This window comes from Micromonospora sp. NPDC005299, from assembly GCF_042872345.1.
Taxonomy (GTDB): domain Bacteria; phylum Actinomycetota; class Actinomycetes; order Mycobacteriales; family Micromonosporaceae; genus Micromonospora.
This window is the reverse complement of sequence record NZ_JBIAKG010000006.1, coordinates 15849-42563: the sequence shown is the minus strand read 5'-3', so window position 1 is coordinate 42563 and position 26715 is coordinate 15849. Positions and strand designations below refer to the sequence as shown.

Here is a 26715-nt window from a genome sequence, read left to right as displayed (position 1 = left end):
CAGGCGATGCTCAACCCGTCCGGACCGGCCGCCCTCACCACGGCCGAACGCGCGATCGACACCCGCTTCCGCGCGATCCTCGCCCGGCTGCCCCGGCACGGGCCGGCCGGCTGGCTGACCGAGTTCGCGGTCTTCGGGCTCAAGCAGGCCTGGGCCTGCGTCTTCGGTGGGGCGATGCTGGCGGTGATCTTCGCGGCGCATCTCTGGTACCCGCGGGACCCGGCGTTCGCCCGCAACGACTTCCTGACGCTCGCGGCGGTCGCCATCCAGATCGCGATGGTGGCCGGACGCCTGGAGACCCTGCGCGAACTGCGGGTGGTGGTGCTGTTCCACCTCGTCGGCACGGCGATGGAGTTGTTCAAGACCCAGGTGGGCTCCTGGTCCTACGCCTCCGAGGGCCTGCTGAGGGTCGGCGCGGTGCCCCTGTTCAGCGGGTTCATGTACGCCGCGGTGGGCTCCTACCTGGTCCGGGTGAACCGGCTGTTCGACCTGCGTTTCATCCGCTACCCGAGGCGCTGGGTGACGGCGGTGCTGGCCGCCCCGATCTATGCCAACTTCTTCACCAACCACTACGTCGTCGACATGCGGTGGCTGCTCATCGCCGCCGTCGCGCTCGTGTTCGGGCGCTGCGTCATGCATTTCCGCATCTTCCGGTGCCGGTGGCGCATGCCGCTGCTGCTGGCCTTCCTCCTCGTCGCCTTCTTCATCTGGCTCGCCGAGAACATCGCCACCTGGTCGAGCGCCTGGCTCTACCCCAGCCAGCTGGGTGGTTGGCACCTGGTCTCGCCGGCGAAGCTCGCCTCGTGGTTGCTCCTCATGATCATCTCGGTGGTGCTGGTCACCTGGATCTCACCGCCGCAGCCGCCCGACCCGCCGCAGCCGCCCGACGACCCGCAGTCGGCCATGGCGGCGGACCCCGACGTGGCCGCGGCGCCGAGCGTTCCGCCTCCGGCCACCGTCACGCGACGGACGCCGGCGCGCTGAGCCCACCCTCGTTGCCGCTGCGATCCAGCCCGGAGACGCAGTAGGTGAGCGGCCCACCGGCCGGGGCGGCGGGGTCCACCCAGTCACCGCCACGGGTGGTGCCGACGAGCCGGGCGCCGCCGCCGTCCACCCGGTAGACGGCGAAGCCCACGGCATCGTCGCCACGCCAGGTCAGCGCCACCCCGCCGGCGTCCTGACGCCGCACGCCCGTGATGGCGGGTGCGGGCGGCGCCGCCGCCGGCAGCTGGGCCATCGTGGGCAGCAGCGCGGGGGCGGCGTAGTGCGCCTGGCTGTACCGGCTGACCGCCCCGAGCTTGTCGGCGCGCACCTGCCGGGCGCTGAAGTGCACGCTTCCGCTCACCCCGTGCTGCCGGTTCAACGCGAGCTGGCGGTCCAGCTCGGCCGGATCCCGCCAGGCGCCGCGCTCACCGACCCGGTAGTCGGCCTGGCCGATGTAGAGCTGCACCCGGGTGCCCCGGACCGTGGCCGCCCACCACGGCAGCAGCTTGGCGTAGTCGGCCTTGCCGAATCCGATGTGCCAGTAGAGCTGCGGCACGACGTAGTCCAGCCACTGCCGGCGTACCCAGAGCCGGGTGTCGGCGTAGATGTCGTCGTAGCTCTGCAGGCCGGCGGTGGGCGAGCCGGCCGGGTCGGTGCGCTTGTTGCGCCAGATGCCGAACGGGCTGATGCCGAACTTCACCCACGGCTTGGTCGCCTTGATCCGCTCGCTCATCTCGCGGACCAGGGTGTTCACGTTGTCCCGGCGCCAGGCGTGCTTGTCGGCGAACCGCCGGCCGTAGCGGGCGAACGCCGCGTCGTCCGGGAAGTCCTGTCCGGCCTCCGGATAGGGGTAGAAGAAGTCGTCGAAGTGGACCCCGTCGACGTCGTACCGCTGTACCGCCTCCAGCATCGCGTCCTCGACGAACCGGCGCGCCTCCGGGATGCCCGGGTTGAAGTAGAGGCGGCTGCCGGGCCGGTCGGCGCTGGGATAGGTCACCGCCCAGTCGCGGTGCCGCCGCAGCGGATGGGTCGGCGCGAGCTGGTCCAGGCGAGGGCCCGGTCCGCCCACGGTGGCCGGTTGGCCGCCCCGGTAGGGGTTGAACCAGGCGTGGAACTCCAGGTTGCGGGCGTGCGCCTCGGCGACCATGAACTCCATCGGGTCCCAGCCCGGGTCGCGGCCGTCGCGGCGCCCGGTCAGCCACTCCGACCAGGGCGCGTAGTTCGACGGCCAGAGCGCGTCCCCGCTCGGCCGCACGTGCACGAAGACCGCGTTGTGGTTGCGCCGCACCGCCAGGTCCAGCCAGCCGCGGAATTCGGCCCGCGCTGCCTCGGCCGGCAGCCCCCGCCGGCTCGGCCAGTCGATGTTGTTCACCGTCGTGATCCACATGCCGCGCAGCTCGCGGGTCGCCCGGGCCGGCCGGCCCGCGCAGTCCCGGCCACCGCCCGCCGGGACGGCGACCGCGGCCGCGCCACCCGGGTCCGGCCCGCCGCCGTCGCCGGCGACCCGGTCCCGCAGCGACCAGGCGCCCGCCGCGCCCGCCACGGCGAGCGCGACGACCACCGCCACGAGCGCCCGGGTACGACGGCGGGGAACGGGCGTGTCGGCGGAGGGCATCGCCCCAGTCTGCCAGCGCCGCCCGGCCGGTGAACCAGCCGGAAGCGCTTCTTAACGGCCACCTAATGCTCCGGCGGCGCCGGGCAGCGGCGTGGGCCGGTCCCGTGCGGACCGGCCCACGCTGTTCGGATCTGCGGTACGCCGTTGCGGCGTCGCGGCCTCAGCCCTGGATGAGCGAGGCGCCGTAGTAGGTCAGCGAGCCGATCTGCGCGTCACCCACCGGCCGCAGCAGCGGCGCGTACCAGACCGTGCTGGAGCCGTTGGGACTCACGCCCGGGCAGACCGCCGTGCCGAGCACCCCGGCGGAGACGGTGCCGCGCGCGTCGATCCGGCCGTCCGAGCGGTACGAGTACACCGGCCCGCCGCTGTCGCCCGGCGCCGCGGCGCAGCTTCCGGCCACGATGTGGTTGGCCTGCGTCACCGGCCCGATCACGTACCCGATGTTGATGAACTGGTTGACCACGCTGACCCGCAGGCTGCAGTGCTCACCGCTGGACGAGCCGCCGGTGCAGACGTAGTTGCCGACGTAGTCCGAGGCGGCGCCGCCGACCCCGATGCTGGTGGCGGCGTTGTACGCGCCCGTGTAGATCCGGCCGCCGGCGGAGACCCGGATCATCAGGGTGTCCCGCGGGTTGTTGTCGTTGATGATCGGGCCCATGGTGTTGGTGGGGCCACCACCGTCGTAGGCGACCTGACCGTTCACGCCGCAGTGCCCGGCGCTGAGGATCTGGCGGGCGTCGTTCCAGTACACCCCGAAGCCGGTGGTGCAGCCGCCGCCGGCGTAGTAGCGCGCCCCGCCCCAATACGGGGCGAAGTCGTTCTGGCGGTCGAGCAACGTCGCGCTCGGCGTGGTGCTCACGGTGAGCGGCAGCCGCGCGGTACGCAGGACGTCCCGTTTGCCCGACGCCAGCGCCTTGCCGCTGACGGTCACCGCGAGCCCGCTGCCGTCGACCTTGGCAGCCACCGAGACGGCCCGCGGGTCGGCGGCGAGCCGCTGCGCCTCGGCGACCATCTCGCGCTGGTGGAACCGGGCCGGCTTGAACTTCACCGGTACGGACAGCCGCTTGGCCAGGTCACGGACCGACCCGGGCACCCGCCCCTTCCAGTAGACGGTGAGCTTGCGGGCCTCCGGCGCGGCGACCACGCCGGCGAAGCCCTCGCCGCGGGCGGCCGTGATCTCGCCGGCCGCCGCGTTGAGCCGGTCCTGCTCCGCGAACAGCGCACGCCAACTGGCGAACCCGCCCGGCACGGCCTCGGCCGGCTGGGCCGACGGCGTGACGGGTTTGCCGTCGGCCAGCGCCGGGCTCCCGAACGCGCCGGTGGCGACGATCGCGGCGGCCAACGCGAAGATGGTACGGCGCATGACCGTACCCCCGCGTCCGCCCGATGTCATTCGACTCATGGGGATTTACCTCCTGGAGGTGAGAGCCGCCGGGGTGACAATTTCCCCGGTCGAACTCGAATTCTGAGGCGATGAATCCCATTCACCAGACTCCTGCTACCAAGCGGACTCAGCCATTTACCCCGACCGGGTCGGCGTGCGACCATTGCCGGTTCTTCCGCATCCACCACGTCATGGGCGCTGACCAGGGAAGATGCGTGCCAGCTACTGCCGTTTCGCCATTCCGGTCGACTGTCGGAAAAGCGCGGAACATGGAACGAATGCTCACCTTCCGCGGGTGCCGTCGCGCGAATTTCACCGACTATTCACAAAGCCCTTCCCCCGTTCTCTTGTCGCACGGCCGCGCCATGTCGCATGACCGACATCGCCCCGAATGGGCGCCGCCACTTCGGGGTCGGTCGGGCGGGTACAGGCCTTCTGCCCTCAGGCGATTTCGTTGTGGCAGGTGGCCTGCCTCGTGTCGGGTGGCGACATGCCGCCCGACACCATGACGTCCCGATTTCCGCGTTCCTCGCCCTACTGGCCGGTGGTGAGTCATCCGCTGCTGCGGCGGGTCCTGCCCGGGCTGGCGGTGTCCGCCCTGGGCGACGGCATGGCCCTGGTCGCGGTGACCTGGCTGGCGTTGCAGCTCGCGCCCGAGGGTCAACGCGGGACGTGGACGGCCGTCGCGGTGGCCGCGTACACCCTGCCCAGTGCCGCCGGAACGATCGTCTTCGGCCGACTCCTGGCCGGTCGGAGCGGGGCGCAGCTCGCCGGCTGGGACGCCGTCCTGCGGGCCGGCGCTCTCGCGGCCATCCCCGCCGCCCACCTTGCCGGGGCGCTCAGCATCGGCCTGTACGTGGCCCTGCTCGCCACGTCCTCGCTGCTGCACTCGTGGGGTTCCGCGGGACGCTTCACGCTGATCGCCGAACTCCTGCCCGAACGGGACCACCTGCCGGCCAACGCGGTGCTCGCCATCCTCGGCCAGGCCGCCACCATCGTCGGCCCGCCGCTCGCGGGCATCCTGACCGGCGCGACCGGTGCGGTCTGGGTCATCGCGCTCGACGCACTCACCTTCGCCGTGCTGGCCCTCACCTACCGCCTCGCCGTCCCCGGTGGCACGCGTGCGGAGCCGACGGAGGCAGCTCCGTCCCGCACGGCCGGCTTCGGCGTCATCCGCCACCACCGGGCCCTGCGCGGCCTGCTGGCCCTGACCTTCGGGTTCTTCCTTCTCTTCGGCCCGTTCTACGTGGCCATGCCCGTCGTGGTCACCGAGGAGCTGCACGGCTCCGCGACGAACCTCGGGCTGTACTACACGGCATTCGGCGCCGGCTCCCTCCTCGGCGGTCTCGCCACCGGCTACGTGCGCCGTTGGCCGCTGTGGCCCACCACCATCGGCATCGTCGTCGGGTTCGGCGTCGCCATGCTGCCGCTCGGCCTGGACGTGCCCGTCGGCCTCTCGCTGCCGGCCTTCGCCCTGGCCGGCCTCCTGTGGGCTCCCTACACGTCCACGTCGATGGCGCTGTTCCAGCGCAGCACCACCACCGCGCGACTCCCGCAGGCCCTGGCCGCCTACAGCGCGGTGATCGTGCTGGCGGTGCCGCTCGGCACCATGCTCGGCGGCCCGCTGACGACCGGCATGGGCGCCCGCCACACGCTGCTGCTGTGCGCCGCGGCGACGGTCGTCCTCGGAGTGGTGGCCGCCGGGCTCGCCGGCCTCAGGTCGCGGCAGCGGCCCGACCGGGGTGCGGCGGTGGGGCTATGGTCGGGCGGTGGATGAGCTGTTCGAGCCGGCCGGGACGCTGCGTACGGCGTACCGGGGGGTGGACTGGGCGTCCACGCCCCTGGGCGCGGTGTGCGACTGGAGTCCGACGCTGCGCGCCGCCGTCGACCTCACCCTGCACTCCCGGTTCCCGGTGACGCTGTTCTGGGGCCCGGAGTTCGTCATGGTCTACAACCAGGCCTACGTCGAGTTGATCGGGCAGAAGCATCCGGCCGCGCTCGGCGCCCCGGCGGCCCAGGTGTTCGCGGAGATCTGGGACGTCATCGGGCCGATGCTCCGTTCGGTGCGGTCGACCGGGCGCGCGACCTGGACCCGGGACATGCGGCTGCTGATGGACCGGCGCGGCTACCCCGAGGAGTGCTTCTTCACGTTCTCCTACTCCGCGGTCCGCGACCCGGACGGCCAGGCCGAGGGCGTGATCGACATCGCGACGGAGACCACCACGCAGGTGCTGTCCCAGCGGCGGCTGATCATGCTGGTCGGGCTCAGCGACGCCCTCAGCGGCCTCGAAGATCCGGCGGAGATCCTCGACCGGGCGGTACGGGTGCTGCGCACCGATCCCCAGGACCTGCCGGACGTCGACATCCTCGTCCCGGACGCCGCCGCCGACGCCGGTCGCCCACCGCTGCCCGCGCTGCCGTCGACGATCTTCCGGGACGGGGACTTCGTGCTGGAGACGATGGCGGACGTCCCCGTGATGCGGGTGCGCCTGCCCGGCCTGGCACCGTCCGCGGAGACGGTCCTGGTGGCACGGCTGAGCCAGCACCTACCCCTCGACGACGGCTATGTCGGGTTCGTGCGACTGGCGGGCGCGACGGTGGCGCAGGCGCTGCAACGGGCCCAGGCGCGCCAGGCCGAGCGGCGGGTCGCGATCCTGGAACGGGAGCTGTCGGAGAGACTGCAACGCAGCCTGCTGACGCCACCCGCCCAGCCGCCCCGGACGGAGGTGGCGGTCCGCTACCAGCCGGCGGCCGAACGCGCGCGGGTCGGCGGTGACTGGTACGACTCGTTCCTGCTGCCCGACGGCTCCCTCACCCTGGTGATCGGGGATGTGGCGGGCCACGACCAGCAGGCCGCCGCGGCCATGGCGCAGATCCGCAACGTGCTCCGCGGGGTCGCGTACGTGGTGGGTAAGCCGCCGGGCGGGGTGCTGGAGGGCCTGGAGGCGACCATGCGGGGCCTGGGCGTGGAGGCGTTGGCGACCGCGGTCCTGGCCCGGGTGGAGCAGGACGAGGAGCAGGCGCGGAACGGCGTACACACCCTGTCGTGGTCCAACGCGGGGCACCCGCCACCGGTCCTCGTCAACCCCGACGGCACCGCGGCCCTGCTGCGCACACCGCCGGAGATGCTGCTGGGCGTCCAGGCCGGCGTCGCGCGCGGCGACCACCGGGTCACTCTCACGCCCGGCTGCGCCGTCGTCCTGTACACCGACGGCCTGATCGACCGGCGCGACGCGGTCATCGACGACGGGTTGGCGGAGCTGGTGCGCAGCCTCACCGGCCGGCTCGGGTCGACCGCCGAGCAGCTCTGCGACGAGTTGCTCGCCCGCTTCGCCGCCAGCAGCGACGACGACATCGCCCTGGTGGTGCTGCGGATTCCGCCGGAGCCGGCCGGCATCCCCGGGTAGGACGGCGACGCCGGGGTGCCGCGGCCGGATATCAGGAATGCAGGTAGCCTCTTTTCCTATGGGCGGTTTCGGACCGCCGGCCGAGATCAACTTCACGGGGGCCGGGCACGAGGGATGTGGGGCGTCGTCGCTCCTTTCCCGGGACTTCACCGCTGCCACCATCACCGAGCTGCGGCATGCTGTCGCCGCCGGTGTCACGGCGGTGGGGCTGACCGGCGAACCGGCCGAGGACTTCGTCCTGGCCGTCCACGAGCTGGCCACCAACGCCGTACGCCACGGCGGCGGCATGGGCCACCTGCACCTGCGGCGGCAGGGTGACCTCCTGCTCTGCGACGTCGTCGACCACGGTGCGGGCATCGACGCACCGCCGATCGGGCAGGTGGCCGGGGACGTGGCCGGCGGCCGGGGCCTCTGGCTGGCGGGCCAACTGGCCGACTCGCTGAGCCTGGACCGGCGCGCCGACGGCCTGACCGCCACCGTCACCATCGCGCTGAGCTGACCGGTCAGGCCGCCAGGGCCGCCTGCTGCACCACCTCGGGGGCGCCCAGCCGGGCCGCGTCGGCCGCCGTGTCGTCGGGCTGCTCGTGCGCGGCTCGCTCGGCCCGGACCCGGTCCAGGTAGTGCGCCACCTCCCGGTCGACCCGCTGCTCGTCCCAACCGAGGACCGGGGCCATCAGCTCCGCCGCCGGCCGGGCAGCCGTCAGCCCCCCGTCGAAGCTCTCGATCGAGATGTGGGTACGCCGGGTCAGCACGTCCTCCAGGTGCAGCGCTCCCTCGGCGGAGGCCGCGTAGGCGATCTCCACCCGCAGGTAGTCCTCCGCGCCGTCGAGCGGCCGGCCGAGCGTCGGGTCCTCCCGCAGCAGCTCCAGCACCTCGTCGACGGCGGCGCCGTAGCGGTGCAACAGGTGCTCGACACGCTCGGTGTGCAGGCCGAACTGCTGCGCCAGCCGGCGTCGCTGGTTCCATCGCGCGACGTGGCCCTCCGCGCCGAGCAGCGGCACCCGGTCGGTGCACGAGGCGGGAACACCGCCGCCGAGGCCGCGCACGGCCTCGTCGACCGCGTCGCGTGCCATGACCCGGTACGTCGTGTACTTGCCGCCGGCCACCATGACCAGCCCGGGCGCCGGGCTGAGCACGGTGTGCTCGCGGGACAGCTTCGCCGTGGCGTCGGACTCCCCGGACAGCAGCGGGCGCAGGCCGGCGTACACCCCCTCGACGTCGTCGCGGGTCAGCGGGGTGGCCAGCACCTGGTTGACGTGCCCCAGCAGGTAGTCGATGTCGCGGCTGGTGGCCGCCGGATGCGCCTTGTCCAGGTCCCAGTCGGTGTCGGTGGTGCCGATCAGCCAGTGCCGGCCCCACGGGATCACGAACAGCACGCTGGTCTCGGTCCGCAGGATGAGGCCGGTACGGGACCGGATCCGGTCGCGCGGCACGACCAGGTGGATGCCCTTGGAGGCCCGGACCTGGACCTGGCCCCGCTCGCCCACGAGGGCCTGGCTGTCGTCGGTCCACACCCCGGTGGCGTTGACGACCTGCCGGGCGCGGACCTCGAACACCCGGTCGGTCTCCAGGTCGTGCACCCGCGCCCCGGTGACGCGGGCGCCCTCGCGGAGGAAACCCACCACCCGGGCCCGCGACAGCGGATGCGCCCCGTACCCGGCGGCGGTGCGGACGAGGAAGGTCACCAGGCGGGCGTCGTCGACCTGGGCGTCGTAGTACTGCAGGGCACCGACCAGCGCCTCGGGCCGCAGCGACGGGCACGCGCGCAGCGCGCCGCGGCGGGTCAGGTGCCGGTGGGCCGGCACGCCGCGCGCGTGGTTGCCGGAGAGGCTCATGGTGTCGTAGAGCAGGACGCCGGCTCCGGCGTACAACCGCTCCCAGCCGCGGTGACGCAGCGGGTAGAGGAACGGCACCGGGCGGACCAGGTGCGGGGCGAGCCGCTGCAGGAGCAGGCCCCGCTCGCGCAGCGCCTCCCGGACCAGCCCGAAGTCGAGCATCTCCAGGTAGCGCAGGCCGCCGTGGATCAGCTTGCTGGACCGGCTGGACGTGCCGCTGGCCCAGTCGCCCGCCTCGACGAGCCCGACCGACAGGCCGCGGGTGACGGCGTCGAGCGCGCAGCCGGCGCCGGTGACGCCGCCGCCGATCACCAGGACGTCCAGTTCCTGGCCGTCACCGAGCGCGGCCAGGGACCGCTCGCGGGCGGCCGGTGACAGTGTCGCGGAGTGCATCCGTCTTCTCTCTCTGCGAGGGGTGGGGCGGCCGGCGAGGGGGCGCCGGCCGCCCGGACCCTGGGGGTGGGACAGGGGTACGCGGTCAGTCGACGTCGACCCAGTCGAGGGTGCGGCCGACCGCCTTCTTCCACCGGGCGTAGCCGGTCTCGCGCTGTTCCGGCGACCAGGCCGGCTGCCAGCGCCGGCTCTCGTTCCAGTTCTCGCGCAGTTCGTCGGTGCTCTTCCAGAACCCGACGGCGAGCCCGGCCGCGTAGGCCGCGCCCAGGGCGGTGGTCTCGGCGACCACCGGCCGACTGACCGGCACCCCGAGGATGTCCGCCTGGAGCTGCATGCACAGGTCGTTGACGGTGACGCCGCCGTCGACCTTCAGGCACTCCAGGTGCACCCCGGAGTCCTGCTCCATGGCCTCGGCCACGTCGCGGCTCTGGTAGCAGATCGACTCCAGGGTGGCCCGGGCGATGTGCGCGTCGGTGTTGAACCGGGACAGGCCGACGATCGCGCCGCGGGCGTCGGAGCGCCAGTACGGGGCGAACAGGCCGGAGAACGCCGGCACGAAGTACACGCCGCCGCTGTCCTCGACCTGGCGGGCCAGGATCTCGCTCTGCGCGGCGGTGCTGATGATCTTGAGTTGGTCGCGCAGCCACTGCACTGCCGAGCCGGTGACCGCGATCGAGCCCTCCAGCGCGTACACCGGCGCCTCGTCGCCGAGCTGGTAGCAGACCGTGGTGAGCAGTCCGGCCTTGGAGCGCACGATGTCGGTGCCGGTGTTGAGCAGCATGAAGTTGCCCGTGCCGTACGTGTTCTTCGCCTCGCCCGGCGCGAAGCACACCTGCCCGACCGTCGCGGCCTGCTGGTCGCCCAGGTCGCCGGTGATCCGGACGGGGCTGCTGAACGGCCCGTGCGGCAGCGTGCTGCCGTACGAGCGCGGGTCGGAGGACGGCCGGATCTCCGGCAGCATGGCCCGCGGGATGCCGAAGAACGACAGCAGCTCGTCGTCCCAGTCGAGCGTCTCCAGGTTCATGAGCATGGTGCGGCTGGCGTTGGTGGGGTCGGTGACGTGCACACCGCCCTCGGTGCCGCCGGTCAGGTTCCACAGCAGCCAGGTGTCGGTGTTGCCGAAGACGGCCTCGCCACGCTCGGCCGCCTCCCGGACCCCGTCGACGTTCTCCAGGATCCACTGGATCTTCCCGGCGGAGAAGTACGTCGCCGGCGGCAGGCCCGCCCTGCGCCGGATGACGTCCCCCTTGCCCTCCCGTTCCAGGGCCGAGGCGATCCGGTCGGTGCGGGTGTCCTGCCAGACGATCGCGTTGTAGTAGGGCCGGCCGGTCCGGCGGTTCCACACCACCGTGGTCTCGCGCTGGTTGGTGATGCCGAGCGCGGCGAGGTCGGAGCCGGCCAGACCGTGCTCGTTCATCGCGGTCTGGATGACCGTCTGGGTCCGTTCCCAGATCTCCAGGGGGTTGTGCTCGACCCAGCCCGCCCGCGGCAGGATCTGCTGGTGTTCGAGCTGGTGGCGGCCGACCTCGTTGCCACCGTGGTCGAAGATCATGAATCGGGTGCTGGTGGTGCCCTGGTCCACGGCGCCGACGAAGTCAGCCATGCGGGGGTCTCCTTCCGGTACGGGGGAATGCGGGTCGGCGGGTCAGACTCGGGAAAGCTCGGCCTCGGCCGGGGTGGCCTCGGTGGCCAGGGCGCCCGGCTCCGGGGCGTCCTCGTCGGGTAGGAAGCGGCCGACGATCAGCTCGTAGAGGCCGGCGCCGACCACGCCGCCGACGAGCGGCCCGACGATGGGCACCCAGAAGTACGGGTAACCGCCGGCATCCTGGAACGCCGTCTCGTAGCCGGTCAGGAAGGAGGCGAGGCGGGGGCCGAAGTCGCGGGCGGGGTTGATGGCGTAGCCGGCGTTGGCGGCGAAGGCCATCCCGATCGCCACCACGATCAGGCCGACGATCAGCGGGGCGAGGTTGCCGCCGGGCAGCGAGTTGCGCGCGTCGGTGACTGCCAGGATCAGGAACAGCAGGATCGCCGTACCGATGATCTGGTCGCGCAGGGCGCCCCACTCGGTGACGCCGGCGCCCGGCAGGGTGGAGAAGACGCCCTGGCTCTTGACCGTGAGGCCCGGGTCGAAGCGGGACAGCGCCTCGCTGTAGTTCCAGCGGATGACCAGGGCCGCGACGAACGCGCCGGCGGTCTGGGCCAGCGCGTACGGCAGCACCTTGCGCCAGGAGAAGCCCTTGAACACGGCCAGGGCGACGGTGACCGCCGGGTTGAGGTGGGCGCCGCTGATCCGGCCCGCCACGTACACGCCGAGCGTGACGCCGAGGCCCCACGCCCAGGCGATGCTGTCGAACTCGCCGGTGCCCGCGGCGGCCACCTGGGCCACCACGCCCACGCCGAACAGGATGAGGATCGCGGTGCCGGCGAACTCGGCGGCCAACTCGCCGAGGAGCCCCGGAACTTTCGCTCGTTGCGTCATCTGGTGCCTCCAGAAGCGGTGGGAGTGGGTGAACCGTAGAAAGCGCCGCGAGGCCGGTCAACGAACCCCGGTCGACATTGTCGAACACTGTTGCGATTCGTGGAACGCCGCTAGCATTCCGCCCCATGCCGGGTCAGGTGCAGTCCATCGCGCGTGCCGCGGCGATCCTCCGCCTGCTGGCCAGCAGCTCCGGCCGGCTCGGCATCGGGGAGATCGCCCGCTCCCTCGACCTGCCCAAGGGCACGGCGCACGGCATCGTCCGGACCCTTCAGGACGTCGGCTTCGTGGAGCAGGACAAGACCTCCGGCAAGTACCAGCTCGGGGCGGCGCTGCTGCACCTCGGCACCAGCTACCTCGACGTCAACGAACTCCGCTCCCGCTCCATCAACTGGGCCGACCCGCTCGCCGCGCGCAGCGGCGAGTCCGTCCGCATCGGCACCCTGCTGGACGGCAAGGTGCTGGTGGTCCACCACGTCTTCCGGCCCGACGACACCCTGCAGACGCTCGACGTCGGGTCCCTGCTGCCCCCGCACGCCACCGCGCTCGGAAAGGTCCTGCTCGCCTACGACGTCGGCGCCGCCAACGCCGTCCTGCAGGGCGAACCCGAGCCGTACACCCGCCGCACCCTGGTCACCGCCCGGACCCTGTCCCGCGCGCTGACCGAGATCCGGGACAACGGCTGGGGCGCCGAGATCGAGGAGATGACCCTCGGTGAGGCCGGCATCGCCGCGCCCATCCGCGGCTACGGCGGCCTCGTCGTGGGCGCGATCGGGCTCTCCGGCCCGGTCGACCGGGTCTGCGACGGCAAGGGCCACCCCCGGCCCGTGCTCGTCGCGTACGTCCGCGACGCCGCCCGCGCGGTGTCCCGCGACCTCGGCGCCGCCCGCTGGTGATCCGTCCACCCTGCTCCGCCACACCCGCGCCAGAGAGGACGAGGACATGACCGACAGCTACGTCGTCTCCATCGATCAGGGCACCACCTCGACCCGCTGCATCGTGTTCGACCGCCGCGGCAACCTCGTCTCGGTGGCACAACGGGAGCACCAGCAGCACTTCCCCCGGCCGGGTTGGGTCGAGCACGACGCCCTGGAGATCTGGCGCAACGTCGGCAAGGTGGTCCCCCGGGCCCTCGTCGAGGCCGGCATCGGCGTCGACCAGATCGCCGCGATCGGCATCGCCAACCAGCGCGAGACCATCGTGGTGTGGGACCGCCGCACCGGCGTGCCGGTGGCGCCCGCGATCATCTGGCAGGACACCCGCACCGACGCGCTGGTGGAGACGCTGTCCGAGGCGGCCGGCGCCGAGGGCCTGCGGGAGCGCTGCGGTCTGCCGCTCACCACGTACTTCTCGGCACCGAAGCTGCGCTGGCTGCTGGACCACACGCCCGGCCTGCAGGAGCGGGCCGAGCGGGGCGAGGTGCTCTTCGGCACCATGGAGAGCTGGCTGATCTGGAACCTCACCGGCGGGCCGGACGGCGGCCTGCACCTGACCGACGTGACCAACGCCAGCCGCACCATGCTCATGGACCTGCGCACGCTCCGCTGGCACCCCGACTCGCTGGCCTTCTTCGGCATCCCGGCCGCCATGCTGCCCGAGATCCGCTCCTCCTCGGAGGTGTACGGCATGGCGACCGCCGTCCTGCCCGGCGTGCGGATCGCCGCCGCGCTCGGCGACCAGCAGGCCGCCCTGTTCGGCCAGACCTGCTTCGCGCCCGGCGACGCCAAGTGCACCTACGGCACCGGCAGCTTCCTGCTGCTCAACACCGGCGAGGAGCCGGTGCACTCCGACCACGGCCTGCTCACCACCGTCGGTTACCAGATCGCCGGCAGGCCGGCCGTCTACGCCCTGGAAGGCTCCATCGCGATCACCGGCTCCCTGGTGCAGTGGTTCCGCGACCAGCTCGACCTCATCACCACCGCGCCGGAGATCGAGACCCTCGCCCGCACCGTCGACGACAACGGCGGCTGCTACATCGTGCCGGCCTTCTCCGGGCTGTTCGCGCCGCACTGGCGCAGCGAGGCGCGGGGCGTGATCGTCGGGCTCACCTCGTACATCACGAAGGGGCACCTGGCCCGGGCGGTGCTGGAGGCCACCGGCTGGCAGACCCGCGAGGTGGTCGAGGCGATGAACGCCGACTCCGGCCTGGATCTGACGGCGCTGCGGGTCGACGGCGGGATGACCGCCAACAACCTGCTCATGCAGTTCGTCGCCGACGTGCTCGGCGTCCCCGTGGTGCGCCCCATGGTCGCCGAGACGGTCTCGCTCGGCGCCGCGTACGCCGCCGGGCTCGCGGTCGGCTACTGGGCCGACCTGGAGGGGCTACGCAGCAACTGGCACCTCGCCGCCCGGTGGGAGCCGGAACTGGACGAGGCGATCCGCGCGGAGGAACGGGAGAACTGGCAACGCGCGGTGGAGCGCACCTTCGGGTGGATCAAACCGGAGGCCCGGGCCGCCAACCAATGACCCGCCGCTTGCCAACGGCCGCTAGCCCCGCAGCGTTCAGTCGGTCGGCAGGAGCGGGCGCATGAAGGTGCGCTCGTACCGCAGGACGCAGCCGGAGTCGTCGCGGATGCGGTCGGCCGCCACGAACTCCGGGTCGTCGCCGAACCGTGCGCGGTAGCGCTCGTACGCCGCCAGGCTCTCGAAGCTGAACAGCGCCTCGGCCCGGTCGCTGGCTCCCTCGGCGGGCAGGAAGTAGCCGTGGTGCAGGCCGCCGTGCTTGGCCACCAGGCGCATCCACTCACGGGCGAAGCGTTCGAACGCCTCAATCTGCGCGGGGTCGATGGTGTAGTGCACGACGCAGGTGATCACGGCACCCACCCTACGGGCCGCCGTGCCGGCGCTCCCGGTGCGGACGCGCCGGCACGGCCGGGACGCGGGACGGTCAGTCGCAGCCCAGCGCCGGGGCGTACTCGACCGGTTGTCCGGCGGCCACCTTGTCCGCCGTCTCCCAGAACACCTCCGGCCAGTCGCCCTCGTCGTTCATCTGGTGCAGCACCTGCCAGTTGTGGCTGCTGCGCAGCGCGTCGGCGGCCCGCCGGAGCGCGGCGTCGTCGCCAGCCCGCTTCGCGCGTTGCCACTCGGCGATCCAGGCGCAGCCGACCCGAGACGTCACCTGGGCGCCGAACTGGTAGGCGTCGTTGGTGCCGACGTCGGCCAGCGCGGCCCGGTCGAAGTTCGGCGGCAGGGGAATGTCGGCGAGCACCTTCGCGGCCTGCTCGTCCACGCGGGCCGGCGTGACGATCTCCGGCGGGAGCGCGGCCAGCCAGGTGCGCACGTCGACGCGGACGACGTGGGTGAGGATCCGGTCGAACTGGGAGCGGTTCCCGCCCTCAGCGCGGAGTTCGACGAAGACACCGTCGCGAGGGCGCAGCATGACCGCGAAGTCCTTGGCGCTGTAGCGGAACAGGTCACCCTGCCAGCCGTCCACCTTCACCGCTTCCGGTGGGCTGACGTTGAGCCGGTCGGCGTGGTAACCGTCGTACTGGGCCGCCGGGTACCAGTTCATCTCCACGTGCCGTCCGCCGTTGCTGAACGCGATGGCGCCCTGCTGCTTGGCGAACCCCCAGACGTTGGTCACCTTCCAACCGGGCTCGTCGATCAGCAGCCGCGGGTTCTCCTCGGCGGCCTTCAACGCCACCGGTGAGTAGACGACGGAGGTGGCCGGTCCGGGGGTACCCGTCGGGGCGGCCTGGCGGTCGTCCGGATGGTCGCGGAGCATGGTGGACACGGCGAGGACACCGATGAGCGCCGCGGCCGCGGTCAGCGGGCCGGCGAAGCGGCGAACCAGGCCGCGGCGCGCCCGGGGACCTGGCTGCGGTGCTTCGGCGACGCGGTCGAGCGTCGGTTCGGACATGATCTCCTCCAGGAGAGCCTGCTGCGCCCCGTCGAGGTGCCCGATGACATCGGGTCGGTAGGGATCGGCGTCTCGGACCAGCCGGTCGAGGTGCTCCTCGGTCATCTGCCCTCCTTCGGGGCGGGTGCGGTCATGACGTCGAGTACATGTCCGGGTGGGCCGAGGTCGTCACCGACGAGTTCGCGCAGCCGGGCTCGCGCCCGCGACAGGCGGGTACGCACCGCGGCGGGGCTCACCCGGAGGACCTCGGCCGCCTCGCGCGGTTCGAGTCCCTCCCAGACGGTGAGCAGCAGCACCTCTCGGTCCAGCTCGCCGAGCCGGGCCAGCGCGGCCCGCACGGCGAGCCGTTCGGGCACCTCACTGCCCGGGTCGCCGCCGATCGCCATGGTGATCCGCTGGCGTAGCCGCTCCCCCAGCCGCTGCCGACGTACGCCGCCGCGGTGGTGGTTGGCGAGCACGCGGCGGGCGACGCCGTACAGCCAGAGCCGGGCTTCGCCGTCGACCGGCAGGTCGCGTCTTCGCCGCCAGGCGACGAGGAAGGTCTCGGCGACGACGTCGGCCGCGTCCTCGGGGTGCGCGACGCGCCGCAGGGCGTACGCCAGCAGCGCCTGGAAGTCGGCGGCGTAGACGCGTCGGAAGCGGTCCTCGTGCTCGGTCCCGGAGCTCACATCCATCCCATGTCCGGTCAGGCCCACATCGTGACAGGTGAGGACCGAACAGGTCCTCAGGGACGCAGATGGGTGCGGCGGTTCTTGCGCCCCGCCTCGTACGCGGCCCGGGCCGCCCGGCCCTCCGCGGTGGTCGAGACCTCGGCGACCGGCACGTCCCACCAGGCGCCGGCGTCCGGGCCGGCCTCGAACCGGTCGGTCCGCACGTGCACCACGGTGGTCCGGGTGGCCGCCTTCGCCGTGGCCAGAGCGGCCCGGAGCTGCTCCATGGTGGACACCCGGATCAGGTGGGCGCCGAGGCTGGCCGCGTTGGCGCCGAGGTCGATCGGCAGCGGCTCCCCAGCGCGGTCGGCGTAGGCGGTGCCGAGCCGGTGTGCGCCGACGCTCTCCGACAGCCGGCCGATCGAGGCGAAGCCGGCGTTGTCGACCAGCACCACGACCAGTTTGACGCCCTCGGCGACGGCGGTGGCCAGCTCGCTGGGCAGCATCAGGTAGGACCCGTCGCCGACCAGCACGAACACCTCGCGCTCCGGCGCGGCCAGCTTCACCCCGATCCCGCCCGCGATCTCGTAGCCCATGCAGGAGTAGCCGTACTCGACGTGGTAGCTCTTGGGGTCCTCGCTGCGCCACAGCCGGTGCAGGTCGCCGGGCATCGACCCGGCGGCGCACACCACCACGCCGCGCGGGCCCGCGGCGTCGTTGACCGCGCCGATCACCGCGGTCTGGGTGGGCCGCGCGTCCGGGTCGGCGTGCCGGGCGCGGTCCGCCACGGCCGTCCACCGCTCGCGCAGCCGGGTCACCGACTCCCGGTACGCCGGCTCGGTGGCCCAGCCGGCGCACGCCTCGTCGAGGGCGGCGAGGCTCTCCCGCGCGTCGCCGACGACCTGCGTGCCGGACAGTTTCGCCGCGTCGAAGCCGGTGACGTTGAGGTTCACGAAACGCGCCCCGTCGCCGAACAGCGTGCCGGAGGCGGTGGTGAAGTCGCTGTAGCGGGTGCCCACCCCGATCACCACGTCCGCGCCGGCCGCGATCTCGTTGGCCGCCGTGGTGCCGGTGACGCCGACCGCGCCGAGGGCGAGCGGGTGGTCGTGCCGCAGCGCGCCGGTGCCGGCCTGGGATTCGGCGACCGGCACCCCGTGCTCCTCGGCGAACCGGCGCAGCGCCTCGGTGGCCCCGCTGTAGATCACCCCACCGCCGGCCACCAGCAGCGGCCGGCGGGCCGCCCGCACGATCCCGGCCGCCCGGGCCAGCGCCGCCTCGTCGGCGCGGGGGCGCGGCACGTGCCAGACCCGTTCGGCGAACAGCTCGTCGGGCCAGTCGTACGCCTCGGCCTGCACGTCCTGCGGCAGCGCGAGGGTGACCGCGCCGGTCTCCACGGGGTCGGTCAGCACCCGCATGGCGGCGAGCAGCGCCGCCGGCAGCTGTTCCGGCCGGTTGATCCGGTCCCAGTAGCGGGAGACCGGCCGCAGCGCGTCGGTGACGCTGATGTCGTGGGAGCGCGGGTCCTCCACCTCCTGGAGCACCGGGTTGGCTACCCGGGTGGCGAAGATGTCGCCGGGCAGCAGCAGCACCGGCAGCCGGTTGATGGTGGCGCCGGCGGCGCCGGTGACCAGGTTGGTCGCGCCGGGGCCGATGGAGGTGGTGCAGGCCAGGGTGCTGAGCCGGTCGGTCATCCGGGCGTACGCCGCCGCCGTGTGCACCATGCCCTGCTCGGTGCGGCAGAGGTGGTACGGCAGGTCGGCGCCGGCGGTGGCCAGCGCCTCGCCGATCCCGGCGACGTTGCCGTGGCCGAAGATGCCGAAGCAGGCCGGGACGAGTCGTTGTCGCCGCCCGTCACGTTCGGAGAACTGCCGGGCCAGGAACGCGACCACCGCCTGCGCCACCGTCAACCTGGGCATCACGCCTCTTTCGTTCCGCGGGTCAGCGGCAGCCGCGGGTCCACCGGCTGGCCGGCCCAGCTGCCCCGGATCCAGCCGTGCCGGGGATCGTCCACGCAGGCCATGGTCCGGGCAGCCCCGGGTCCGGCCAGCACGTTGAGGTAGTAGAGGTCGTAGCCCGGGGCGGCCATCGACGGCCCGTGGTAGCCGTACGGGACGAGCACCACGTCGCCGGTGCGCACCTCGGCCAGCACGTCGATGGGCCGGTCGGCGGTGCCGTAGACCCGCTGGTAGCCCACCGGACCCTCGCCGGGCGCGCCGCCGGCCACCTCGAAGTAGTAGACCTCCTCCAGCGCGGCCTCGACCCGCCCGTCGTCGTACGCCCGGTCCTGCTCGTGCTTGTGCGGCGGGTACGACGACCAGTTGCCGCCGGGCGTGAGCACCTCCACGGCGACCAGCCGGTCGCAGTCGAAGGCGTCCGGCGCGCAGAAGTTGTTGACCTGCCGGCTGGCCGGCCCGGCGCCGCGCAGTTCCACCGGCACGTCCCGGGCCGCGCCGTAGCGGGGCGAGAGCCGGCGGCTGGCGCGCGCCGAGGGCAGCGCGAAGCGTCCCGCGCCGCGGATCGTCACGTCGGCGTCCCGGGGCAGGTAGGCGAAGTCGGTGACCGCGGCGAACACCGACGTCCGTCCGGTCAGGGCGAGCCGCAACCCGTCGCAGTGCACGGTCGCGGCGCCGGCCAGCGGCAGGACCAACATCTCCTCGTCGCCGGTGGTGAAGCTGGCCTCGCCGCCAGCGGGCAGGGTGAGCACCCGCAGCCCGGCGTAGGTCCAGCCGGCCCGCTCGGGGGTGACCTCCAGCGCCCACGGCGCGCGGGCCGTGCCGCCCCAGGGCAGGTGGGCCTCGCGGGTCCTCACGCGTCCTGCCCGGTGGGCAGCAGCGAGCCGGCCAGGTCCACCGCGGCGGCCACGTCGTCGTCGGGCGGATAGAGCAACGCCCGGCCGACCACCAGGCCGCGCACGCCGGGCAGCCGCAGCGCCCGCGCCCACCGCGCGTACACCACGTCCGGCGCCTCCACCGGGTCGCCGCCGAGGAGCAGGACCGGCAGCGTGGTCGCGGCCATCACCCGCTCCATCTCGTCGACGGCCGGCAGCTTCAACCAGGTGTACGCGCTGGTCGCGCCGAGCGCCTGCCCGACGCTGACGCCCTTGATGACCGCCTCCGGGCGCAGGTCGGCGCTGACCCGGCCGCCGGTGCGGGCCACCCAGAGCGGTTCGACGAGGGCCACGGTGCGGTGCCCGGCGAGGGCGGTGACGGCCTGGGCGCAGGCCTGGAGGGTGGAGGCGGTGCCCGGGTCGTCCGGGTCGATCCGGCAGAGCATCTTGCCGCCGTCGTAGCGCATCGCGGCGATGCTGTCGGCGTCGTAGGCGGTGAACCGGTCGTCGAGTTCGAAGGTGGCGCCGGAGAGGCCGCCGCGGTTCATCGAGCCGATGGCCAGGCGGTTCTCCAGCGCCCCGAGCAGCAGCAGGTCCTCCAGGATGTCCGGGGTGCCGAGCACGCCGTCGACGCCGGGCCGGGACAGCGCCACGCGCAGCCGGTCGAGCAGGTCCACCCGCCCGGCCATGGCCATCGGCCGGTCCCGCACCCCGAGGGCGCCCCGGGCCGGGTGGTCGGCGGCGATGACGAACAGCGGCCGGCCGGGTTCGGGCCAGGGTCGACGGGTACGACGGGCGGCGGCTTCGGCGATCGCCTGCGGCCGGTGCGCGCGGGTGCGGGTCAGCGCGTCGTACTCGGTGCTCACCGGTCTTCTCCTGTCAGGACGGCGGTCGACGGCGCCGGATCCGGCGCGGCGTCCCCGGCCAGCGCGGCGGTCTCGGCGTAGTCGGGCATGGCGGCGGAGCAGGCCAGGCGGGAGGCGACGATCGCGCCGGCGGCGTTGGCGAAGCGCATGGTCCGCTCCAGCGGCCAGCCGCGCAGCAGCCCGAGGCAGAGCGCGCCGCCGAACGCGTCGCCGGCGCCCAGCCCGTTGACCACGTCCACCGGCACCGGCGGCACCCGTACGCTCTGGTCGGCGGTGCGGGCCAGCACGCCCGCCGGGCCGAGCTTGACCACGGCGAGCCGGGGCCCGCGTTCGAGCAGCAGCTCGGCGGCCCGGTCCGGGTCGCGGGTGCCGACCGCGATCTCCACCTCGTCGAGGTTGCCGACGGCGACGGTGACGCGGGGCAGCGCCTCGGCGACGGCCGCGGTCGCGGCCGCCGGGTCGGGCCAGAACATCGGCCGGTAGTCCAGGTCCAGCACGGTGTGCGGGCGGCTGGCCCGGGCGGCCAGCGCGGCGGTGTGCGCATCGCGGCTGGGCTGCTGGCACAGGCCGGTGCCGGTGAGCCAGAAGACGCGGGCCGAGGTGATCGCGTCGAGGTCCAGCTCCTCGGGGTGGATCTGGAGGTCGGGGGCGGTGGGGGTGCGGTAGAACCAGAGCGGGAAGTGGTCCGGCGGGAAGATCTCGCAGAATGTGATCGGGGTGGGCAGCCCGTCGACCGGGCGAACCTGGCTGTCGTCCACACCGAACTCGCGCAGCGCGCGGTGCACGTAGCCGGCGAAGGCGTCGGCACCGGTGCGGGTGATCAGCCCGGCGCGCAGGCCCTGCCGGCTGGCCGCGACCGCCACGTTGGTGGGGCTGCCGCCGAGGAACCTGCCGAACGTCTCGACCTCGGCCAGCGGCGTGGCGACCTGCAACGGATAGATGTCCACCCCGACCCGGCCGATGGTGAGCACATCGAGCATGCGGCGCCCTCCGTCCCGGCCGGCGTCGGCGTGTCCGCCAGCTCGATTCCGTCCCTGATTGGTAACAGTGCTCTACGAGTTGTGTCAATGTGTTGTCATGACAACCGTGCTCTGCGCTCCGTGATCGCTTCGGTACAGTGGCGCGCATCAGCACGCCCGATCCCGCGCAGCCGCAGCGAGGAGGTTTCCGTGACCGGCCCCGAGATCGCGGTCGACCGCAGCAGCCCGGTCCCGCTCTACTTCCAGGTCGCGCAGCAGTTCGCCGCGGCGATCCAGCGCGGTGAGCTGGCCCCGGGGGACCGCCTGGACAGCGAGTTGCAACTGGCCGACCGGCTGGGGCTGTCCCGGCCCACCGTGCGGCAGGCCATCCAGCACCTGGTCGACAAGGGACTGATTGTCCGCCGGCGGGGTGTGGGCACCCAGGTGGTGCGGGGTGAGGTCCGGCGGGCCGTCGAGCTGACCAGCCTGCACGACGACCTGGTCCGGGCCGGCCAGCGGCCGTCGACCTCGGTGCTGGAGCTGGCCACCGTGGCCTGCCCGCCGGCAGTCGCCGCGGCGCTCGGCGTGGCACCCGGCGGCGAGGTGCAGCACCTGCGCCGGCTGCGGTTCTCCGATGGGGAACCGCTCGCCCTGATGGAGAACTGGCTCCCGGTCGACCTGCCGCGGCTCACCATGGCGGCCCTGCAGGCCGACGGCCTCTACGCGATCCTGCGTGCCGGCGGGCGGCGGATCCGCGGCGCCCAGCAGCGGATCGGGGCGCGGGCCGCCACCGCCGCCGAGGCGCAGATGCTCGGCGAGCGGCGCGGCGCGCCGCTGCTCACCATGACCCGCACGGCCTACGACGACCAGGGCCGCTACGTCGAGCACGGCGCGCACATCTACCGGGCCAGCCGCTACTCCCTCGAGGTGACCGTCGCCGAGCGGTGACGGTGGATGTTTCGCGCTCATTTCAGTGACAGGTATTTACGTCGTCAGGCTGTCATGACATTGTGGCCGCAAGCACCGCCGGCGGCGGACGTGCGGCCGGTGGGGCGACCCCGCGAGTCTCTTCGAAGTTCCTCCTTGCGAAGGGAAACAGCCCATGTCAGCCAAGTCGAGACGCGCCGCCGGCGTGCTCGCCGCGTTCACCGCCGTCGCCCTCGCCGCCACGGCCTGCGGCGGCTCGGACGAGCCCGCCGGTAAGGACGCCAAGAACATCACCCTCACCATCTCCGCCAACTCCATCGTCGGCGGCAAGAACTCCGCCGGCGCGGAGTGGATCGAGAAATGGGTCATCCCCAAGTTCGTCGAAGCGCAGAAGGCCAAGGGTGTCACCGCCAAGGTGACGTTCGTGCCCAGCGGCGTCGACGACGAGCAGTACAAGACCAAGCTGGCCCTGGACCTGCGCTCCAAGGGCGGCGCCGACGTGATCGCCGTGGACGGCATCTGGGTCGGCGAGTTCGTCCAGGCCGGTTACCTGAAGCCGCTGTCCGAGGTGGCCGGGGACCAGGTCGACTCCTGGGAGGGCTGGTCCCAGATCCCGGAGACCGTGCAGGGCCTCGGCTCGTTCGAGAACAAGCGCTACGCCATCCCGCTCGGCACCGACGGCCGGGTCCTCTACTACAACAAGAAGCTCTTCGCCCGGGCCGGCCTGCCCGCCGACTGGCAGCCCAAGAGCTGGCAGGAGATCCTCGACGCCGGCGCCAAGCTGAAGGCGCTGCCCGGGGTGACCCCGATCCAGATCAACGCCGGCACCGCGATGGGCGAGGCCACCTCCATGCAGGGCGCGCTGCCGCTGCTGGTCGGCGCGGGCGGCGAGATCTACAAGGACGGCAAGTGGGCCGGGGCCAGCCAGCCGGTCAAGGACATGCTCGACTTCTACACCAAGGTCTACGGTGGCGGTCTGGGCGACCCGAAGCTCCAGCAGGAGGCCAAGGGGCGCGACAAGTCGTTCGCCGAGTTCGCCGCCGGCAAGATCGGCATCCTCGCCGAGGGCGACTACTTCTGGCGCAGCGTCATCAACCCGACCACCGGCATCGCCAAGATGGCCGACCGGGACACCGCCGTCGGCTACGCGATGATCCCCGCCAAGCAGCCCGGCGCCGGCATCCGCGGCCAGGACTTCGTCAGCATGTCCGGTGGCGGTGTGCGGACGCTCAACCCCAACTCGAAGTTCCCCTCCCAGGCGTGGGAGCTGCTGTCGTTCATGCACTCCGCGGAGGCGGTCAAGGCCGAACTCGCCGGCGAGGCGCGCATCACCGCGCGGCAGGACGTCAACAAGGAGGTCCTCGCGGGCGACCCGATGCTGAGCTTCATCACCGAGAAGGTGCTGCCGGTGACCGCGTACCGGCCACCGCTGGCGGTGTACCCGCAGGTGTCGGTGGCGCTGCAGGAGGCGACCGCCGCGGCCACGTCGGGCAAGAGCGCCGACGAGGCGGCCGCCGCGTACCAGAAGAAGGTCGAAGGGTACGTCGGTGGTCCAGGTAACGTCACCTCCTGACGAGGTGGTCGAGGGAGCGCGCCCGGTCACGGGCGCCTCCCCGGCCCCCGACGCCGCCGGGCTCGGCCGGGCCCGGGCCACCGGATTCCTCGTCCCGGCCATGGTGCTCATCCTGGTCTTCCTGGTGGTGCCGGCGGCCTGGACGATCTACCTGGGCGTGACCAACTACCGGCTGACCGGCCTGGCCGCCGCCCATCCCGAGGTCGTCGGCCTGGACAACTACACCCAGGCGCTCGGCGACGAGCGGTTCCGCACCTCCCTGCTGCTGACCCTGCAGTTCGTCCTCGGTTCGGCGGTCATCGGCCAGGCCGGGCTCGGCTTCGCCATCGCGTTCGCGCTGCGCGACCGCCGCGGCCCGCTGCGCCGCGTGGTCGAGGGGTTCGTCCTGCTCTCCTGGATCCTGCCCAGCTCGGTGGTCGCCTTCCTGTGGATCGCCCTGCTCGACCGGGACGCCGGCACGCTCAACGCGCTGCTCGGCATTCCGGGGACGGCGTGGCTGCTGGACCACCCGATGCTGTCGATCATCGTCTTCAACACCTGGCGCGGCACGGCATTCTCGATGATGCTCTACGCCGCCGCCCTGGAGAACGTCCCCCGCTCGCACCTGGAGACCGCCCGGCTGGCCGGCGCCTCGACCTGGCAGCAGCTGCGCGACGTGGTCTTCCCCCGCATCCGCGGGCACGTGCTGACCAACCTGCTGCTGATCAGCCTCTGGACGTTCAACGACTTCGCGCCGTTCCTGATCACCGCCGGCGGGCCCGAGCAGCGCTCCGAGATCCTGCCGGTCTACGTCTACAAGGTGGCGCTCTCCGGCGGTGAACTCGGCTTCGGGGCCGCCATCTCGTTCATCATGCTGCTGATCAACCTGGTCATCGCGCTGGTCTACCTGCGCATGCTGGGCCGGCGGAAGGAGGCGGCGTGACCACCGATACCGCGCCCGCGCCCACCACCGAGTCGACCCGGCCCACCGTCGCCGTACGCCACCTGCTCGCCCAGATCGGCCGCTACACGTTCCTCTGCGCCGTGCTGGGCTTCTTCGCGCTGCCGCTGCTGTGGCTGGCCACCGCCCCGTTCGACGACACCCCGACCGTCACCGCCTCGCTGCCACGGTTCACCCTGGACAACTTCCGCGCGCTGCTCGACAACCCGTACGCGCTGAGTTCGCTGCTCAACTCGGTCTACCTGGCCGTCGGCACCGCGGCGCTGGTGGTGACCTTCGCGGCGCTCGCCGCGTACGCGCTGAGCCGGGTCCGGGTGCCCGGCCGCGACGCGCTGCTCTACGGGCTGCTGCTGCTGTCGTCGATCGTCACCGGCACCGCCACCATGGTGCCGCTGTTCGAGCTGGCCTTCCGGCTCAACCTGATCGACTCCCGGCTGGGCGTCATCCTGATCCTCAGCGGCGGGCTGCTGCCGGCGGCCATCTTCATCCTCAAGGACTTCATGGACTCCACCCCGACGTCCTACGAGGAGTCGGCCCGGGTCTTCGGCGCCGGCCCGTTGCAGATCATGTGGCACATCGTGGTGCCGCTGGTCCGCCCCGGCCTGGCCACCGTCGGGGTGTGGGCGGTGGCCAACGTCTGGGGCAACTTCCTGGTGCCGTTCCTGCTGCTGCGCGGGCCGGACAAGGCCCCCGCCGCGGTGATCATGTACACGCTCTACACCGAGGGCGGGCAGGCCGACCTGCGGCTGCTCTCCACCTTCTCGCTCCTCTACTCGCTGCCGGTGGCGCTCATGTTCGTCTTCGTCAGCAGCCGGTACGGGTTCCGCTTCCACGGAGGGATCAAGCGCTGATGTCCGCCATCACCATGCGCGAGCTGACCAAGGTCTACCCCGGCGGGGTACGCGCCCTGGACGCCCTCGACCTGGAGATCGCCGACGGCGAGTTCTTCGCCCTGCTCGGCCCGTCCGGCTGCGGCAAGACCACCCTGCTGCGCACCATTGCCGGGCTGGAGGTCGCCTCCGGCGGCGGCGTGCAAATCGGCGAGCGCGACGTCACCAACCTGCCGCCGGGCAAGCGGGACGTGGCCATGGTCTTCCAGGACTACGCCCTCTTCCCGCACATGACCGTGCGGGACAACATCGCCTACCCGCTGCGGATCAAGAAGGTCGACCGGCGCAGCCGGGGCAGCAAGGCCGCCGACACCGCCGACGAGCTCGGCCTGTCCGGGCTGCTCGAACGCCGTCCGGGGCAGCTCTCCGGCGGCCAGCAGCAACGCGTCGCCCTGGCCCGGGCGATGGCCTGCCACCCGCAGGTGTTCCTGCTCGACGAGCCGCTGTCCAACCTCGACGCCCGGCTGCGGCTGGAGGCCCGGACCTTCCTCAAGCGCCTGCAGCGGGAGCTCGGCGTCACCACCGTCTTCGTGACCCACGACCAGGCCGAGGCGCTCGCCCTGGCCGACCGGATCGCGGTGATGGAGGGCGGCCGGATCCGCCAGGTCGGCACCCCCACCGAGGTGTTCCGCCGCCCCGCCAACACCTTCGTCGCCGGCTTCATCGGCTCCACCCCGATGAACCTGATCGACGCGCGGGTGCACGGCGACGAGCTGGCCGTGGCCCGGGCCCGGCTGCCGCTGCCCGACGACGCCCGCGGCCAGGTCACCGACGGCGAGCGGCTGGTCTACGGGATCCGCCCCGAATACCTCGACTACTCCCCCACCGCGGTCCCCGGCGCGCTGACCGGCGAGGTGGTCGTCGTGGAGAACCTGGGCAGCGTCTCCCTGGTCTCCCTGGACGTCCCCACCGACGACACCGACGCGGGCGAGGAGGCCGGCGGCGCGGGCCGGACCAGCGTGCAGGTCGTGGTGCCCGAGGGCGGCGAGCCCGAACCGGGCGACACCGGCTGGGCGGTGCCCCGCCCCGGCCGGTCCCTGCTCTACCGCGACGGGAACCTGGTGACCGCCACCGCCACCGCCACGGCCGGCGTGCCGGCCCCCCGCTCCGACGCGGCCGTCCGGAGCTGA

General features: G+C 72.9%; 23 protein-coding genes. 11 read left to right on the top strand and 12 right to left on the bottom strand.

Features of this window, described 5'->3' with window-relative positions:
- Positions 1-6 precede the first annotated feature (6 nt).
- On the top strand, positions 7-984 hold the full coding sequence (locus ACFYPD_RS18445; RefSeq protein ID WP_387114525.1) for a DUF817 domain-containing protein: 978 nt from the start codon (positions 7-9) through the stop codon (positions 982-984).
- On the opposite strand, the gene ACFYPD_RS18440 is transcribed toward ACFYPD_RS18445, so the two are convergent.
- The gene (locus tag ACFYPD_RS18440) at positions 959-2599 is read right to left on the bottom strand and encodes a glycoside hydrolase family 10 protein (protein WP_387114522.1); all 1641 of its coding nucleotides are present in this window, start codon (positions 2597-2599) and stop codon (positions 959-961) included. The genes ACFYPD_RS18445 and ACFYPD_RS18440 overlap by 26 nt on opposite strands.
- Positions 2600-2759: 160 nt before the next feature.
- Positions 2760-3962: a S1 family peptidase gene (locus ACFYPD_RS18435; protein ID WP_387114519.1), complete on the bottom strand. Its 1203-nt coding sequence runs from the start codon at positions 3960-3962 to the stop codon at positions 2760-2762.
- A gap of 511 nt (positions 3963-4473) precedes the next feature.
- Here ACFYPD_RS18435 and ACFYPD_RS18430 point away from each other — a divergent pair.
- Genes ACFYPD_RS18430 through ACFYPD_RS18420 form a run of 3 tightly spaced genes read left to right on the top strand, consistent with a single transcriptional unit; the run spans position 4474 to position 7889 of the window.
- Positions 4474-5760 (top strand): MFS transporter, encoded by a 1287-nt coding sequence (locus ACFYPD_RS18430; protein WP_387114516.1) that lies wholly within the window; start codon positions 4474-4476, stop codon positions 5758-5760.
- Positions 5753-7390: a PP2C family protein-serine/threonine phosphatase gene (locus tag ACFYPD_RS18425; RefSeq protein ID WP_387114513.1), complete on the top strand. Its 1638-nt coding sequence runs from the start codon at positions 5753-5755 to the stop codon at positions 7388-7390. Before ACFYPD_RS18430 ends, ACFYPD_RS18425 begins: the two co-directional genes overlap by 8 nt.
- 58 nt (positions 7391-7448) lie before the next feature.
- Complete coding sequence (locus ACFYPD_RS18420; protein WP_387114511.1) at positions 7449-7889, top strand: ATP-binding protein; 441 nt, start codon at positions 7449-7451, stop codon at positions 7887-7889.
- Positions 7890-7893: 4 nt separating this feature from the next.
- On the opposite strand, the gene ACFYPD_RS18415 is transcribed toward ACFYPD_RS18420, so the two are convergent.
- The 3 genes from ACFYPD_RS18415 to ACFYPD_RS18405 form a co-directional block, all read right to left on the bottom strand.
- Entirely contained in the window at positions 7894-9618 is a 1725-nt protein-coding gene (locus tag ACFYPD_RS18415; RefSeq protein WP_387114508.1) for an FAD-dependent oxidoreductase, read from the bottom strand.
- 85 nt (positions 9619-9703) lie between these two features.
- Entirely contained in the window at positions 9704-11221 is a 1518-nt protein-coding gene (glpK, locus tag ACFYPD_RS18410) for a glycerol kinase GlpK (protein WP_387114505.1), read from the bottom strand.
- A gap of 42 nt (positions 11222-11263) precedes the next feature.
- Complete coding sequence (locus ACFYPD_RS18405) at positions 11264-12097, bottom strand: MIP/aquaporin family protein (protein WP_387114503.1); 834 nt, start codon at positions 12095-12097, stop codon at positions 11264-11266.
- A gap of 125 nt (positions 12098-12222) precedes the next feature.
- On the opposite strand from ACFYPD_RS18405, the gene ACFYPD_RS18400 reads away from it, so the two are divergent.
- Complete coding sequence (locus tag ACFYPD_RS18400) at positions 12223-12990, top strand: IclR family transcriptional regulator (protein WP_387114500.1); 768 nt, start codon at positions 12223-12225, stop codon at positions 12988-12990.
- A 46-nt stretch (positions 12991-13036) separates the two neighbouring features.
- Complete coding sequence (glpK, locus tag ACFYPD_RS18395; protein WP_387114497.1) at positions 13037-14560, top strand: glycerol kinase GlpK; 1524 nt, start codon at positions 13037-13039, stop codon at positions 14558-14560.
- Positions 14561-14596: 36 nt separating this feature from the next.
- Here glpK (ACFYPD_RS18395) and ACFYPD_RS18390 read toward each other — a convergent pair whose 3' ends face one another.
- The 7 genes from ACFYPD_RS18390 to iolC all read right to left on the bottom strand — a co-directional run bounded on the left by ACFYPD_RS18390 (position 14597) and on the right by iolC (position 21276).
- Positions 14597-14908 carry an NIPSNAP family protein gene (locus ACFYPD_RS18390; RefSeq protein ID WP_387114494.1) on the bottom strand — a complete coding sequence of 104 codons (312 nt, stop codon included), beginning with the start codon at positions 14906-14908 and terminating at the stop codon, positions 14597-14599.
- 73 nt (positions 14909-14981) lie between these two features.
- Positions 14982-16058 carry a hypothetical protein gene (locus ACFYPD_RS18385; RefSeq protein WP_387114491.1) on the bottom strand — a complete coding sequence of 359 codons (1077 nt, stop codon included), beginning with the start codon at positions 16056-16058 and terminating at the stop codon, positions 14982-14984.
- Positions 16055-16627 (bottom strand): RNA polymerase sigma factor, encoded by a 573-nt coding sequence (locus ACFYPD_RS18380; RefSeq protein WP_387114488.1) that lies wholly within the window; start codon positions 16625-16627, stop codon positions 16055-16057. The genes ACFYPD_RS18385 and ACFYPD_RS18380 overlap by 4 nt, the downstream gene beginning before the upstream one ends.
- Before the next feature lie 50 nt (positions 16628-16677).
- Positions 16678-18519: a 3D-(3,5/4)-trihydroxycyclohexane-1,2-dione acylhydrolase (decyclizing) gene (gene iolD, locus ACFYPD_RS18375; RefSeq protein WP_387114485.1), complete on the bottom strand. Its 1842-nt coding sequence runs from the start codon at positions 18517-18519 to the stop codon at positions 16678-16680.
- Complete coding sequence (gene iolB / locus ACFYPD_RS18370; protein WP_387114482.1) at positions 18519-19412, bottom strand: 5-deoxy-glucuronate isomerase; 894 nt, start codon at positions 19410-19412, stop codon at positions 18519-18521. The genes iolD and iolB overlap by 1 nt, the downstream gene beginning before the upstream one ends.
- Positions 19409-20296, bottom strand: coding sequence for an aldolase (locus ACFYPD_RS18365; RefSeq protein ID WP_387114478.1), 888 nt, complete (start codon positions 20294-20296; stop codon positions 19409-19411). Before ACFYPD_RS18365 ends, iolB begins: the two co-directional genes overlap by 4 nt.
- The gene (gene iolC, locus ACFYPD_RS18360) at positions 20293-21276 is read right to left on the bottom strand and encodes a 5-dehydro-2-deoxygluconokinase (protein WP_387114475.1); all 984 of its coding nucleotides are present in this window, start codon (positions 21274-21276) and stop codon (positions 20293-20295) included. Before iolC ends, ACFYPD_RS18365 begins: the two co-directional genes overlap by 4 nt.
- Before the next feature lie 189 nt (positions 21277-21465).
- Between iolC and ACFYPD_RS18355 the strand changes: the two genes are divergently transcribed.
- The 5 genes from ACFYPD_RS18355 to ACFYPD_RS18335 all read left to right on the top strand — a co-directional run bounded on the left by ACFYPD_RS18355 (position 21466) and on the right by ACFYPD_RS18335 (position 26715).
- Positions 21466-22203: a GntR family transcriptional regulator gene (locus ACFYPD_RS18355; RefSeq protein ID WP_387114472.1), complete on the top strand. Its 738-nt coding sequence runs from the start codon at positions 21466-21468 to the stop codon at positions 22201-22203.
- 154 nt (positions 22204-22357) lie between these two features.
- Positions 22358-23755 carry an extracellular solute-binding protein gene (locus ACFYPD_RS18350; protein ID WP_387114469.1) on the top strand — a complete coding sequence of 466 codons (1398 nt, stop codon included), beginning with the start codon at positions 22358-22360 and terminating at the stop codon, positions 23753-23755.
- Positions 23730-24677, top strand: a complete 948-nt coding sequence (locus ACFYPD_RS18345) for a sugar ABC transporter permease (protein WP_318298706.1) — start codon at positions 23730-23732, stop codon at positions 24675-24677. The genes ACFYPD_RS18350 and ACFYPD_RS18345 overlap by 26 nt, the downstream gene beginning before the upstream one ends.
- Positions 24674-25546: a carbohydrate ABC transporter permease gene (locus ACFYPD_RS18340; RefSeq protein ID WP_387114466.1), complete on the top strand. Its 873-nt coding sequence runs from the start codon at positions 24674-24676 to the stop codon at positions 25544-25546. Before ACFYPD_RS18345 ends, ACFYPD_RS18340 begins: the two co-directional genes overlap by 4 nt.
- Entirely contained in the window at positions 25546-26715 is a 1170-nt protein-coding gene (locus ACFYPD_RS18335; RefSeq protein WP_387114462.1) for an ABC transporter ATP-binding protein, read from the top strand. The genes ACFYPD_RS18340 and ACFYPD_RS18335 overlap by 1 nt, the downstream gene beginning before the upstream one ends.